Below are 13,958 nucleotides of genomic sequence, written 5' to 3'. Positions count from 1 at the left end.
ACTCCATTACTTCTAAAGTCCTCTCTCATATTGATATGGCCACGGAATTTCCTCTCTCAGCTCCTTGGCTGAGTTGAGCGGAAAATATGGATTTCTCAGCAGCTCCCGACCCATGAAGACCATATCCGCCCTTTCATTTTGCACTATCTCCTCTGCCATTGCAGCTTCAGTTATCAATCCGCCCGCTATAACACATAATCCGGTTATTCTCTTTATGGTTTCTGCGAATTTTATCTGATATCCCGGATAAACCTTCATCTTCACAGGCACCACTGCTCCGGAGCTTACATGAACAATATCAACGCCTTCCGACTTAACCATGTTAATTATTCCCGCCAGATCAGTGTCGTGATTTCCTCCTTCAGCATAATCCTCCGCAGACACCCTCACAGCCAGAGGCTTTGATGACGGCCATACCGTTCTTACTGCCTGTATGATTTCCTTAAGGAATCTTGCCCTGTTCTCAAGGCTTCCTCCATATTCGTCGGTTCTGCGATTCGATAAAGGTGACAGGAATTGGTTTATCAAATACCCATGGGCTCCATGAATTTCTATCAAATCAAACCATGCTTTATAAGCCCTGGATGCAGCTTCCTTGAACAAATCCACAGTCTCCCTTATATCTTCTTTGGTCATCTCAACAGGCGTCTTGTAGCTTTCATCAAAGGCTATGGAGCTTGGTGCTATGATCACATCCTCATCAGCTCCGCATTTTCTCCCTGCGTGATTTATCTGTATACCAATTTTAGCTCCATGCTTTTTTACTTCCTCCACTATTTTGCTCAAGCCTTCAATCTGGGAATCATTCCAAAGTCCAAGGTCCCTGTCTGATAATCTCCCTCTTGGCTCAACCGCTGTTGCTTCAATGATTACTAATCCTACGCCCCCTATGGACCTGGTGGAATAATGGATAAAATGCCATGAATTTGCCTTGCCCTCGCTATCTGAGCTATACATGCACATTGGGGGCATGACAATTCTGTTTCTCGACTCTAGATCCTTAATCTTTACGCTTGAAAAAAGCTTTGGCATAAGCAACAATCTCCTTTCATTTCTCTATTTTTTACATACCTCATATATGTCATTCCTGAGATGTTTTAACAAGGGCAGCTCTTTTCTAACCTTTTGAACCATATCCAAATCCAGCTCACCATAGAGGATGTATTCTTTTTCATCTGCTTCCTTTATTATAGCTCCCCATGGATTTGCAATACATGAATGTCCGTAAGCATGGTAAGTAAAATCTAAGTTTCTCGAGGAAGATGCTGCAATAAAATATACCTGGTTATCAAGTGCTCTGGTCCTGACTGTTATCTCCCAATGAGCAGGGCCTGTGGTCATGTTAAAGGCGGCAGGTATTACTATTATTTCGGCTCCTGCTTTGCACATAAGCCTTATCAGCTCCGGGAACCGCATATCATAGCATATGGCCACGCCTACTTTGCAATACTCGGTATCAAATACGGTTGCTTCCTGCCCGTACCCTAAAACATCTGATTCCTTGAATCTTACTCCGCCTTCAACATCAATATCAAACAGATGCATCTTCCGATGCTTTCCTATAAGCTTCCCTTCCTTGTCAAATGAATATGAAGTATTATATATGGCATCTCCATCCTTCTCCGGTATTGAGCCTCCAATTATGCATACTCCCAGTTCTTTTGCCAGATGGGACAGCATATCTGAAGTATCTCCCGGATAAGCTTCTGCAAATACAGGAAAATACTTAGTGTCATAAGGGCAGTTGAACATTTCAGGCAAAATCACAATATTGCTGCCACATCCTGCTGCTTCTCTTATCATATTTTCTGCCTTTTGAAGGTTTATATTCTTGTCTAATTCAACCTGCATCTGGCATATGCCTACTTTTACATTTCTCATAGAATACCTCCTTTATGCTGTGCTTGTAATAAAAAAAATTATAGATTGCTAGTACTTTTGAATTTCCAGTAAGTCTTCAATTCTTTCCGTAAAATATTTATATGAATCATAGACACCCTGATTATAAAATTCCGGGGCTAATTTATCTGTAAAGAAATCTAATATCAGAGTCGAAGCCAAATCGCCTAAATCCTCACCCCTCTCTTTCAGAAAGTAGTTCTTGATCAAGGATATCATGTGGTCCCTTTTCTCTTTGCTTAACTCTATTTTCTTACTCATGCTCCCCCTCCTTACATAACATTATACAATATATAAATTTATCAAAGTTTAATGAAGCCCATAGCATATACAAAACATATACGCTATGGGCTTCATTGGCTTTATTAATGCCCGCATCCTCCGTGATGGCTGCAGCAGCTGCTGACTGCAAATTCAGGCAATTGGTTTTTCTTGAAAAGATCAATATTTTCCGATACTGTTCCTTCCTTTACCTTATAGACTTTTACCCCCTGATTGTTCAGCTTTGTCAATGCCCCTGCTCCGATACCTGCTACCAGGATGGCATCTATCTTTTCTCCTCCAAGGGCCTTTAGCGGCTGGCACATCCCATGCTCATGATGCAAGTCTCCATTGTCGATCACCTTCATTTTCTGATCATTCAAATCATATACAAGGAAGAAAGGGGCTGAGCCGAAATGATTATAGGCGACACTTTCCAAGCCTTTATTTTCTTCCACAGGAATACATACCTTCATATTTATTCTCCTTTCAACGTTTATGGTTTTTACAGCATCTTGCTTTTCTTGATGAGCATAATACTTCACAGTCATCGGGAATATTCAAGTCATGATTAAAAGCTATGAATGAATTATCATCCCTCAATTGGTTTATAAATTCTATAATTTGTGATAAAACCTGCTTCTGAACATCATAATGAACAAAATATCCTGATTTTCTGCCTTCTATCAACCCTGCATCCCTAAGAATCTTCAAATGTTGAGAAACGGCTGCTTCGGAAAGATTCAAATGCCTTGCTACTCCTTTGGCACATATCCTCTTTCTTGAAAGAATTATAAGTATTTTTAGCCTGGTTTCATCCCCAAGGGCTTTAAATAACTGTAGAATAAAATCCATTGTTTCTCCTTTTGATTAAGCATTTACTTAATTAAATAATATATCCCTTAAGTGCTTTTGTCAATTCATGCAAATGATAAAATCAGAAAAATTTTTAAAAAATTGACCGCACCGAAAAAAGAGTGCCTTTGACGTAGGTAGAAGCAGCTTTGACCAAGAACGGAAGGCGGCTGAACTGATCCGGACTATCATTCATCAAATATGTCCAGGTAGATGATGGCCCTTTTAGGATTTCATCATCCAGTACAACTCCATTTTCATCCGCTTTAGCTCTGTTGAAAATATCCACTATCTCTGAATCTATCTCCATCAACATATTTTCATAGGTCTCAACAGCAATTCTCTGAAATTCATCCAAAGGATTTCTATTTCCTAAAGAAACTAAATGTATCCCTTCTTGCACATAGGATATATAGTCAAGATAATCAGCCCAGCATTTGTTTATGCAATATAGAGTTATCTGCTTTTCTGCTCTATGCAAAGCTGCTTCCCCTATATCCTCCACAAGTGAAAAGTATCTATCAGCAGCTTTAACAGACAGCAGCTCCAGGCGAACCCCATCATACAATATATCCTGCCGCCTGTTATGTATAATGCGGCGCTGCTGTTCAATTATATAAGAGTATTTCCACAGCTGCCTTCTCATATCCGAATTATAGCCCTCCACTATTCTTTGCCCTTTTTCTATGGCATGCTTTACTGAGGCATGTTCAGCAGAGTCTTTCAGCTTAACAGTATAATCATTTATATCTGTTGCCTTTATGATTCCATACTTTTTTATCAGATCATCCTCAAGGCTGATAAAGAATCTGCTTTCTCCCGGGTCACCCTGACGTCCTGCCCTGCCTCGGAGCTGATCATCAATTCTTCTGCTTTCGTGGCGATTTGTTCCAATCACATATAACCCGCCTAATACAGCGACTTCATCTCTTCGTTCTTCATTAACCCCGCCAAGCTTTATGTCTACACCCCGTCCCGCCATATTGGTAGAGACAGTTACCGCTCCAAGCTCCCCTGCTTTTGCTATTATTTTTGCTTCCATCGAGTCATTCTTTGCATTTAGTATCCGGCATATCACTCCAGCCTTGTTAAGATCATTTGCAAGGCTTTCTGATTCCTCTATGCTTGCCGTACCTATCAAAACAGGCTGCCTTTAATCCCAGAAATTCATAAACAGGTCCCATCCATTGTGCATCCCTGGATGCCAGATAATCATTAAAGGTCAATATATGAACTCCCTTGCTGCATAAGGCATTCAAATAGGCAGGTGCTACAGCCGCCAGGGTTTTGCCTTCTCCGGTCTGCATTTCTACGATCTTGCCTTTATGAAGAGCAATGCCTGCAACGATTTGGACGTCAAAAGGATATAGCCCTAGTATACGGTATGAAGCTTCCCGTACAAGGGCAAAGGCTTCTGCCAGAAGTTTATCTTCCGATTCTCCTCTTTCAGCCTGCTGCTTCAGCTTCCTTGATATACTCTTCAATTCATTGTCGCTTAAAGCATTTATTTTTATATCATTGATCTCGTTCAAAATCTTATAATAAGGCTTTAGATCATATTCAACAGGGTTATACCAATCCTTGACAAAATCATTAAAGTAGCCTAGTTTTTTGAACATTAAAAAATCCCTCCTGTAAATAACAAAATTAATCATATAGGCTATAAAACCGTACGAACTCAATATATGCTTGATTATTTTACAGAAAAGGAATCATCTAATTTTAAGGTATTATAATAGATAAGCATAAGGCTGCTGAAGAAAAAGATTATATCCAAAGAAAGCATGAAATGGTTTGAAGAGTTGAAAAAACGGCAAGCCCTTTCAATGAAAGAGTCCAGTCCTATTTTTATCAAAAAACACTGATATAAAACCTGTATATTTGCGACGAGTAAAAAAACGCATGATAATAAAGCTTCATTCCTGCATAAAGAAGCTATAAAAAATTGCTTGGCTATTAGAGCCAAGCCTGCTGCTATTACCGTCAGGAAGGCAATGGTATATATCATGCGCTTATTTCACCCCTGTTTCCATCAAAATCCTCTGCTGTATTCCTCAAAGCAATCCAGGCAAACCTTTTTTCCATCCATAAATCTTATTTTATGGTCTGATGCTCCTTCTCCGCAATTTTCGCAAATGATTGTCTGAAATATCTTTGCCTTCTGAGGCAAAGAGTAATGAGGCTTTTTATATTCAAATAAATCCTCTGCAGAAGAGTTCAGCAAGTATTCTTGCTTTTCCTTTCTGTCCATGTTTCGAACAAAGGGCTTTAAAACCAATCTTATACTTTTTCCTGTGCTTCTTTCAAAAAAGCTGTATGCGCTTTTCCCTCTGTCTCTGAATATAAGATTCCCCTTGCCGCAGGTGCAGCCTGTTATTACTTGTATTGCATCTACACCGCAGGCATCATTCTCAGTAACGCAAACTATTTCCTCATCCGGTGAAAATCCTATTCCTAATTTGGCTATTGCGGCTTCGGCGGCCTTAAATCCGATAGCTAATCCTGGGCATTCATGACCATGAAACTGCACACATTTATCCCATAATTCTTTATTCACTATAAAACCTCCATGTTATATAAGCTTAGTATATTACTTATTACCAATAATATCAATTTCCATAAAATACTATACCATAAGTATCAATGTGATCCTTTAGTTCTTCATTAACAATAGATCCATAGTGAATCACATCAAAATAATAAGGCAGCGGAAGCATCTCATCCAGTTCAATGCTTAATTTATTTACTACTTCTTCTGTAACCTTAGAACCAAAAATACACAGATCAACATCAGAGCCCCTTTTATAATTTCCCATGGCACGGCTTTCAAAGATCAATACCTTTTCTATTTCTCCCCATTTAGATAGAGCCTTTCTAATTAATTCTAAGCTTTTTTCTGGTATTCCATTTTGCTCAATCTAATCAAGCTCCCTTACATTTTAATAATATAAAATCCAATATCTCATCAATAATCTTTTCCTGATACCCTGCAAAGCCTTTTCCCTTAATCTCTTCAGCCAAAGCTTTTAGATCAGGGTGTTCTATATTGTCCAGCGCCTTTAGCCTTTTCTCATTAAGCTTTACATTTGAAAGAGATTTCTCATAATGTACAATATCCATGCAGCAAAGCTTGATATTATCAAACTTTCTCCACAGCTTATCTGCAATGAGCAGTCCCTCCGGATCCAAATCCCCCGAATAGAATATAGGGCAACCAGACTGATCCAACAGCCTTAGCACAATAAGCACCGCCAGCTTGGGTTGGCCGTTGACGCATATGCATGGTATTTTGGAATCATACTCTATAATTGCAGAAAAGACGGATGGATTCTCCACTGCTATGACATAGTTTCTTGGGCTGACGATGCTGCCAATCCTGTTAAGATTATACAAAGTCATTACCATAGGCTGTTCTTGTGCCAGGGCGGCACTCCATACTTTATCCTCCAACCCGTCTTGAAATGCTAATAGTCCATTTACTATGGCATGATTTGAAAGCTCGTCGATGAGTATGCCGCTGTCAAATAAAAGCTCCGCTCTTTCCTCTGAATTTGATGGATATGGGCATTTTTTAATAAAGGAAAGAGCCTTTATCAACAATCTGCCCGCATCATTGCTTAAATCAAAATAGTGAGGATCTGTAGTAATATTTGCTGCGAACACAGGGAGTCTTAATTTGTCTTCTTGAGGCATGTTTATTATGGCTTTGCATACACTAAGGAGTTCTTTTTTCAGTTTTTTCTTATCCTTCATTTTAGCATATATCATTTTATACTCTTGTGGCTTTTCTATAATATCCTCAATTAAATCTGTCACTATGATGCTGTTGAAAGAATCAACCAGGCCCTGAAACAGCTTTTTTCTTTCCTCTTTTTCACGATGCTCTGCTTCTTTTTGAGTCAGAGCTTTTTTATTTAATACTGCTTCAACAATATCCATGATCTCAAAATCTTCAAACTTGGTTTCCTTAAGCTTTTTCTCAAAATCCTTTATTTCAATTTTTATCCTGCCCTGCCCGGAAAAATCCTTACGAAAAAATCTTGATAACACTTCCTCCTCGTCAATTGAAGGATTATCTATATAAACATTTCCCCCCAATCGGCTTAAGGAGCAATACTTTTTATATACCTCTTCCAACACCCTCCTGAAGCCTCTTTGGCTGAAGTATTCCATGCATTCTGAATATATATCCAAGATGTGAAAAACCTCCTTCCCCCCACTGGCATTGCAATCTTAGCTTATACCTTCCATTATCCTCTGCTTGCCGTTCCATTTATATTTTACCTTAAGCACAGTCCCGCTGTTCCTGCTCCTTACCAATTCATATATTGAAAGGGCAGGGATAGTTGAATAGTCACCCCATAGAGCTTGAGAATTAATAATAAAATTAAAGTCAAGACTCTCAATTAATCTAAACATATTCTCTATGTTGTTTTCATCCACTCCTGCAAAGGCTTCATCCATAGCTATTATCTTCGGAGCATCAGGTCTTGCATTATCATACTTGGCATAAATAGCCGCAAAAAGAGGCACATACATGGACATGGCCTTCTCTCCGCCGCTGAATATGTCGTAGGCATGGTTGGATAGCTCCCTCCTGCTCTCCCCGGTCTTTTGATAGAAGAGCCTGAATTGATACCATTGTCTGTAATCCAGAATTTCCCTCATAATTACATGCAAAGCCGAATAGTTGCTGCCATCGTCTCTATACTTTCTCGCTCTGTCTATTCTGGCTTTGAAATGAAGGGTGATCTTCCGCCTTTCGTTGTCTTTTATAACCGCCGGATCTACGGATAAAAGCTTCACAAGCTCTGTGGTATTGAGCTCATCTTCGTCTTCGGCGGTTTTGGGTTCCCAGCTTATTTGGAAGGTAAGTCCGCTGGAGGTATCCATATCCTTCATTATTTTGTTCATGTTGTCTATCCATTTTCGTGCTTTTCTGATCCTGGCGATAATTTTGCTGCTGATGCTGTTGGCCAGTATATCTTCAAAAAGTCTTCTTTCTTCATCCAATATCAAAAATTCATATTCATCCATCCTTAGCTTTAGTATCTCCATCAATTGATACAAAGTCTTAATGCTTCCATCTGCCCTGAAGGATAAAACCAGCCTGGATCCAACTGTAGAGTATGGTCTAAGCTCCAGGTTAGGAAAATAATCCACCAATGCTGCCTGGTTGGCATTTAGTTGGGTGTGCAGCTTGCTGCTTATTTCTTCCTTTCTATCCAAATCTCCTTTAAAAATCTCATCATATTCTTTGACCTTTTCCTCCGAAAGACGGTCTAAATCCGCCTCCTGAAGATCTGCCAAAAACCCGAATTCCAGCTCTTCCTCCAATGCTGTGGAGGAGTCATTTGATTGAGCTATAAGGCTTTCTATATCCTGTTTTTTGTCCCACAGTTCTTTTCTGTCCCTTACATTATCACCATACTGCTTTTCTTTAGCGTCGTTCTTATCTTTCCTCTCCCTCGGGATTCTTTCCAGTCTTTCTACACACTCCGCTATTTCCTTGTCTATGCTGGCTATATCTTTATCCGTGAGCAATGCCTCTATCTGCTTGATTCGTTCTTCTTTATTTTTGATCCTATTGATTTCTTCCCTAATCTCGTAGAAAATCTCTTGTATTTCATATTCCATAGTTTCTCTGTAGTTTTCCTTATGCCGCAGAAGTTCAACTTTTCCGCTTCTTTGATGCAAATTCTTTTCCATATCATTTAAAGCATCTATATAGCTGCTGATATTATCCAGGGCTTCCAAATATATTTCTAACCTGAGGTTAAGCTCTATACCTGTAGTTAATCCGGAAATATCCTCTCGAATTTTCAACATATTTTTCCTTATCTCATTTATATCCTGCTCCAGATTGTTTATCTCCCTGATTATATCCTTCTCTTTATCTTCATATTCTTCCAAAAATTCATAGGCTGCATCCAAATCCTCAAAGTACGGAAAATTATCATATTCGGATTTCAGTGCTTTCATTTTCTCTGTGATCACTTGCTTATCATGTAAAAGAGATTCTTTTACGGCTTTCAGTTTTCCGATTTTTTCTTCGGTTTCCTTTATAAGCTGTTCTTTGTATCTCCTTCTGGACTCTATGCCGATATATCTGGGTATATAATTTACAGAAGTCCTCCCCCTTACTATGCCCATGCCATAGTTTCCATCTTCGCACAAATATGGGGTCATCTCGTCGGGATTAAGCATTATGCTGGCTATGGCATCTGCCACATCCTGAGGAGATATGCCTTCTGTATCATATCTGGCGGGCTGCAAATATGCATCCAGAGTCTGGGACATGAGCTGGGGCTTAGGCACAATAACACTATCTTTTACATCTTCCGTGAGATACTTGGTCACTTCATAATATTTCTTAGGAACTATCAGACTGTCCAATATGCCCATATCCATAAGTCCCTGCTCTATTATGGCTTTCATATAATCGTCTGCACCGTGGACAAAATCCACAGCCATATAAAAAGGAATATGAGGCACTCCCAATGCAGCAAGCCTTTCTCTGGCAAGAATACGAGAATCTTCTGTGGGATAAGGCTTTTCGCTTTGCTTTTTTATCCTTTCAATTTCTTCCTTATACTCATCTATGGAATTATTGATCTGTTCTATCTCATATTCAACCTTTTGTTCTTCTCCGGTATATTGAGACCAGATTTCATTATAACCTATATTTAAAACATCATATAAAGAATTGCGTTCATTCTTGCCCTTTATAGCATTTATTCTTTGAAAGAGGGATATGATTTTATCTCCTTCCAGCTTAAAATAATTATTTTTATTAAGATAGTCCTTTATCATTTCCTTGGCCAAGGTTTTATGTTCCTCTATCTGTAATTGAGTCTGCTCCAGTTGTCTATCATAAAAAGCTTTTTCCTTGAGCTGGTGGTCCTTGTCTTTCTCTTTTGCATCTCGCTTTTCTTCCAATTCCTCCAGCTTTGCAAGAAGATTTTTAATTTTTTCTATGGAATGCTTTAATTCTTTAGCCTCCTTCATCATGTGAGACAGACTTATAACCTCCATCCCCATGACTTTCTCCATCATCTCAACATGATGATAGAGCTTCAAATCCTTACATAATTCTGAAGCTTCCTCAATAATATCATCAATTTTCTTTTCTATTATATATATTTCATCCTTTAAGCTGCGGCTTTCATTTGTCAAATCCATGAGAGCCCTATCTTTGGCATCCTTTTTTTGTTCCAGCTTAGCTTTTTTCTGTTCTGATTCGGCCTTTTCCATTCTAATGTTTACCAAGTCTTTAGCAAGCTTATATTCTTCTTTTTCCCGAAGCTGCTCTTGTTTAATCTTCAAGGTCTCTTCTTCACTGTCCAAAGCTTCTGCTTCATTTTGAAGCTTTTCATAGACCTTTTCTCCCTCTTCCAGCTTCTTTTCAAGCTTTTTGACCTCTTTTTTCTTGTCTTCCAGAGCTCCTTTTATATCAAGATATTTCTTCATTTTTTCATAGAGCATGAACTTATTATATCTGTCATAGTCATTCTTGAGCCTGGAAGCACCTTGATAGCTCTCTTTTATCACATTGAGCTTTGTTTGCAATGAATCCAGGTTTTCTATGGTATCCGACAGCTGCCTGAGGTCATCCTCAGATAAGCCCGGCAATGAATTCTGCATTATGTCATATACAGTAGAGGGCTTCATATCCCTTGATAGCTTTGGTGTCCTGATATTTACAATCAGATCTACCATTTCCTCAAAATCCTCTATGCTGTCGTAGCCGAAGAGCAGTTTGTTAACCTCTACAGCATATTCCTTTTGACCTGTTAAAACCTTGCCCCCGCTGCCCAGCACATTTTCCAGTCTTTTTCTGGACAGGGCAATCTTCTCACCTTCTGCTTCATCATAAAGAAAAACATCTATGCCGATTCTTCTATTGTCATTTAGTATGAAGTACCAGCTGTCGGTTACGCCTACGCCTCTTTTGGCCTTGATGCCCATGCCTATAGAGGCATATATATCCTCATCTTTTTTCTTGAATTCCAAAAAGAGATATCCCAAACCGGCTTCCTTGCCGTTTATTTCGTATTCGCCAAGAAGATAATCTTCCAGCTTTCTGGCTCTTGAGTTAAAAGGGTCAAGTCTTTCTGGACTTTTCTTGCCGTCTAAGAGCAAGGGTATAAAGCTTTGCATGGTTACAGATTTGCCGGAACCATTTTGTCCTCTGATGAGCATCCTGCCATGGGAAAAATCGAAATATTCTTCGTCATAATACCAATAATCTAAAAGCCCGGCTCTATTCAGATGCCAACTATTATTACTATTCATCCTCTTTATCCTCCACAATTACATCCTGAGGGTATTCCCCTTTGAATTTCAAGGCCAAAGGGAATATCAATAATCCATCTTCTCTTGATTCTATCAATTTATTCAATGACATGTATTCTAAAACATCCTGTCTTAGGAGATTGAAGCTTTTCAATCTGTATTCCTTACTCCATAGCTCCCTATATTTTTCTATGCAAATTTGCAAAATCCCGTCAAAACAACTTCCATCTATCAATAGGGTATCATCTGCTTTTAAATCCAACTCGCCTTTTTGCACTTTCTCTGCTATGGTGCCGCATATTAAAAGGCAAATATCGGAAAGATTCTTGTCCTCCGGAAAAGCATTCCTGTATCTGTAATCATCGACAGCGACAAAAGCAGCGTTTTTATATATATGAAGGTTACCCTCCAGGTACTTTTCTATATCGCTTTGGAGTATATGCCTTTGCCTCTTGATGTATTCGAACATGCTGATATCATTGCCGTAAACCGCCACATCCAGAAACAAACTTCTATAAACCCTCATCCTTCTTATTATGCCTTTATCCTCATCGCCGAAAAGCCACTCACTGTTTAATATCTCATCATAAGTGCTGAAGTTGGTTATCTGACGGCTGAAGCTCCTTATAAAGTATCGGGATATACCTGTGTTTTCATACAATACTTCCGCATTATAATCTTCAGAAAACATGTCCAAATCGCCGTCATCTATTTTAATAAAGCTCATATTTAGGGCAAAATTAAGAACCCTTATCAAGGATTTTCTATTATGATAAACAGTCCAGTCCAGCTCACCGCTAGGATAATTTATCTGAATATGTTCCGTTATATGTGAAAGAAGAAACTGCTCATCATTGGTCTTATCCTCTAAAAAGCTTAAAAGCAAGCATAGTAAAACATAGTCCATAGGGTCGGTAAAGCTCTTTATCCCCATCCAGGCTGCCGGGTTCTCAGGCACTTTCTCCAGCTTCACAAGCTTTTGATTTGTTACAAGGTTAAAACCCAGCTTCTCCCTTATAAAATCCCTTGTGTCCCGTTCCAGATTCTTAAGCTCATAATACAGCTCCCGATCCTTGTCCTTCAATATCCAGAAATTTTCCATCAAATTAATAAAGGGTATCATAATGCTTCATTCTCCTTGAAAACTATCTCATAGGCAGGCATATCCATATCTCCATCATAGCTTGTGAGCAGGCATCTCTTGTCTTTATCGGGCAACGCGACATAGAAATCCAAACCCGTATCCGTCTTGGCATTTTTGCCTGTCAGACCTCTCTGAAGCCACATGAGGAGCCTTCTTCTCACGCGTTCATTGACCATCGGCAGTCTGTTAAAGCATATCCTTCCGTCCTTCGCCAATTCTCTTAACATTTGTTCCTCTTCTTGTTGAATTCTCTTGTATTCCTCATACTCCTTCATCTTTTGTGCAGTATTATCTTTTATAGGATTGGCTTTTGTCCTTTCCCTGTAGCTTTTTACTCTCGGCCTCATCTTTATAATAAATTGCTCATCATCCAGAATGCTAATATTGGGGTTTTCACTGGTCTTAATAAAATTACCTTTTATATGTTTTGAATTGAATACCCCGAAAACCACTGAAGAAAGCTTGGCGCAGCCATCCATATCCAGATTGTTGAATAAAGAAGCAAGGTGCTTGTATTCTTCTTTTCTATTATAGACTATATTCTTGCTCTCTATGATCCTCAAAGCATAAGAGGTAATTTTTCGTATTATTTCCGTAGTAGCATGGATCAGGGCGTCAGCCTCGCATTCTTCTTCTCCGTTTACAAACCAGTGATAAATGTTTTGCCATTTTATCCATATGTCCTCTTCAATGGTTTTTCTATCGTTTCCCAATAAATTTTTTGGGTCTTCTCCTTCAAAATCTGCAACTCTTCCCAATATTTCATCCATATAGACCTTGTCAACATTCAACAGCTGCTGTTCAATGGCGGGCTTATAGGAAAAAACCTGACTTATGAATTGATTCAAATAATTCATGAGTTTATCCTTATATATCAAAAACCCTTCCGTAGACATGAGGCTTTCCATGTTTGTTCCATATAGAGCCGAAATAAAGTCCGTGTACTCCTTGTTTACACTTTCAAAATCGCTGTTTAAATCTCTCCACCACTGTCCTAAGTCCCCTAAAGATTTAGATTTTAAAGTTTTTATCTTTTTTATGTGGCCTAAAACCTTTTCAAAAAGCTTGGGCTCCAAGGAACCCTTTATGCCGGTGGAGTTTTCCAAACGATATAAAAGCCTTTCCAGCTCTATGGAAATATCTGAAAGCTTGTATTTAAATCTTTTATTTTTAAACTCTGCTAAGGTCATAGCCTTGGAAGTATCCTGAACAGCTATTAAATTTTTCTTTTCTGTTAAAGATCTTAGATCATTTTCACAATCATCTATAGTATAGTCATCAAATATCTCATGGGCCTTCATCAGTGCAAATATATCTTCTTTCTTCATCCAATACTTCATACGTTGATGCTGAATATATAAAATACGCATTATGCCTCTATATCTTTCTACATTCTGTGCAGTCAAATAGCTTGTCTCGTCAACAGTCTTTAAAGATGCCGGGGCTAAAATATTTCTCATCATGTTTTCTCCTGTTATTTTCAAAAGATACTCATTTCAATTAT

Annotated in this window: 13 protein-coding genes; all 13 read right to left on the bottom strand. The window is 38.8% G+C overall.

Annotation, left to right across the window (positions count from 1 at the left end; genetic code table 11):
• Window positions 1–12: 12 nt before the first annotated feature.
• Window positions 13–1,032: an NADPH dehydrogenase NamA gene (namA, locus tag AC4HCY_RS07945; protein ID WP_491095799.1), complete on the bottom strand. Its 1,020-nt coding sequence runs from the start codon at window positions 1,030–1,032 to the stop codon at window positions 13–15.
• Between the two features lie 24 nt (window positions 1,033–1,056).
• On the bottom strand, window positions 1,057–1,881 hold the full coding sequence (locus AC4HCY_RS07940; RefSeq protein ID WP_323434064.1) for a carbon-nitrogen hydrolase family protein: 825 nt from the start codon (window positions 1,879–1,881) through the stop codon (window positions 1,057–1,059).
• A 48-nt stretch (window positions 1,882–1,929) separates the two neighbouring features.
• The gene (locus AC4HCY_RS07935) at window positions 1,930–2,160 is read right to left on the bottom strand and encodes a DUF2164 domain-containing protein (protein ID WP_491095798.1); all 231 of its coding nucleotides are present in this window, start codon (window positions 2,158–2,160) and stop codon (window positions 1,930–1,932) included.
• A 104-nt stretch (window positions 2,161–2,264) separates the two neighbouring features.
• The gene (locus tag AC4HCY_RS07930) at window positions 2,265–2,636 is read right to left on the bottom strand and encodes a NifB/NifX family molybdenum-iron cluster-binding protein (protein WP_323434066.1); all 372 of its coding nucleotides are present in this window, start codon (window positions 2,634–2,636) and stop codon (window positions 2,265–2,267) included.
• Between the two features lie 13 nt (window positions 2,637–2,649).
• On the bottom strand, window positions 2,650–3,015 hold the full coding sequence (locus AC4HCY_RS07925; protein ID WP_491095797.1) for an ArsR/SmtB family transcription factor: 366 nt from the start codon (window positions 3,013–3,015) through the stop codon (window positions 2,650–2,652).
• A 94-nt stretch (window positions 3,016–3,109) separates the two neighbouring features.
• On the bottom strand, window positions 3,110–4,156 hold the full coding sequence (locus tag AC4HCY_RS07920) for a preprotein translocase subunit SecA (protein ID WP_491095796.1): 1,047 nt from the start codon (window positions 4,154–4,156) through the stop codon (window positions 3,110–3,112).
• A complete protein-coding gene (locus AC4HCY_RS07915) occupies window positions 4,110–4,634 on the bottom strand; it encodes a hypothetical protein (RefSeq protein WP_491095795.1) in 525 nt (174 codons plus the stop codon). Before AC4HCY_RS07915 ends, AC4HCY_RS07920 begins: the two co-directional genes overlap by 47 nt.
• 413 nt (window positions 4,635–5,047) lie before the next feature.
• Window positions 5,048–5,572, bottom strand: coding sequence for an FmdE family protein (locus AC4HCY_RS07910; protein WP_491095794.1), 525 nt, complete (start codon window positions 5,570–5,572; stop codon window positions 5,048–5,050).
• Between the two features lie 52 nt (window positions 5,573–5,624).
• A complete protein-coding gene (locus tag AC4HCY_RS07905; RefSeq protein WP_491095793.1) occupies window positions 5,625–5,852 on the bottom strand; it encodes a nucleotidyltransferase domain-containing protein in 228 nt (75 codons plus the stop codon).
• An 85-nt stretch (window positions 5,853–5,937) separates the two neighbouring features.
• A complete protein-coding gene (locus tag AC4HCY_RS07900; protein ID WP_491095792.1) occupies window positions 5,938–7,209 on the bottom strand; it encodes a TIGR02679 domain-containing protein in 1,272 nt (423 codons plus the stop codon).
• A gap of 39 nt (window positions 7,210–7,248) precedes the next feature.
• Entirely contained in the window at window positions 7,249–11,310 is a 4,062-nt protein-coding gene (locus tag AC4HCY_RS07895) for a TIGR02680 family protein (protein ID WP_491095791.1), read from the bottom strand.
• The gene (locus tag AC4HCY_RS07890; RefSeq protein ID WP_491095790.1) at window positions 11,303–12,433 is read right to left on the bottom strand and encodes a TIGR02678 family protein; all 1,131 of its coding nucleotides are present in this window, start codon (window positions 12,431–12,433) and stop codon (window positions 11,303–11,305) included. The genes AC4HCY_RS07895 and AC4HCY_RS07890 overlap by 8 nt, the downstream gene beginning before the upstream one ends.
• Window positions 12,430–13,917, bottom strand: coding sequence for a TIGR02677 family protein (locus AC4HCY_RS07885; RefSeq protein ID WP_491095789.1), 1,488 nt, complete (start codon window positions 13,915–13,917; stop codon window positions 12,430–12,432). The genes AC4HCY_RS07890 and AC4HCY_RS07885 overlap by 4 nt, the downstream gene beginning before the upstream one ends.
• Window positions 13,918–13,958: the final 41 nt, after the last annotated feature.

This window comes from Lutispora sp. QWL-02, assembly GCF_058315355.1.
The sequence above is the reverse complement of the archived record's forward strand: the minus strand, read 5'-3'. Positions and strand labels throughout refer to the sequence as shown.

Excerpts from the sequence above, each read along its gene's own strand:
- namA (WP_491095799.1), bottom strand. The coding sequence starts at position 1,032 with ATGCCAAAGCTTTTTTCAAGCGTAAAGATTAAGGATCTAGAGTCGAGA.
- AC4HCY_RS07940 (WP_323434064.1), bottom strand. The coding sequence starts at position 1,881 with ATGAGAAATGTAAAAGTAGGCATATGCCAGATGCAGGTTGAATTAGAC.
- AC4HCY_RS07935 (WP_491095798.1), bottom strand. The coding sequence starts at position 2,160 with ATGAGTAAGAAAATAGAGTTAAGCAAAGAGAAAAGGGACCACATGATA.
- AC4HCY_RS07930 (WP_323434066.1), bottom strand. The coding sequence starts at position 2,636 with ATGAAGGTATGTATTCCTGTGGAAGAAAATAAAGGCTTGGAAAGTGTC.
- AC4HCY_RS07925 (WP_491095797.1), bottom strand. The coding sequence starts at position 3,015 with ATGGATTTTATTCTACAGTTATTTAAAGCCCTTGGGGATGAAACCAGG.
- AC4HCY_RS07915 (WP_491095795.1), bottom strand. The coding sequence starts at position 4,634 with ATGTTCAAAAAACTAGGCTACTTTAATGATTTTGTCAAGGATTGGTAT.
- AC4HCY_RS07895 (WP_491095791.1), bottom strand. The coding sequence starts at position 11,310 with ATGAATAGTAATAATAGTTGGCATCTGAATAGAGCCGGGCTTTTAGAT.
- AC4HCY_RS07890 (WP_491095790.1), bottom strand. The coding sequence starts at position 12,433 with ATGATACCCTTTATTAATTTGATGGAAAATTTCTGGATATTGAAGGAC.
- AC4HCY_RS07885 (WP_491095789.1), bottom strand. The coding sequence starts at position 13,917 with ATGATGAGAAATATTTTAGCCCCGGCATCTTTAAAGACTGTTGACGAG.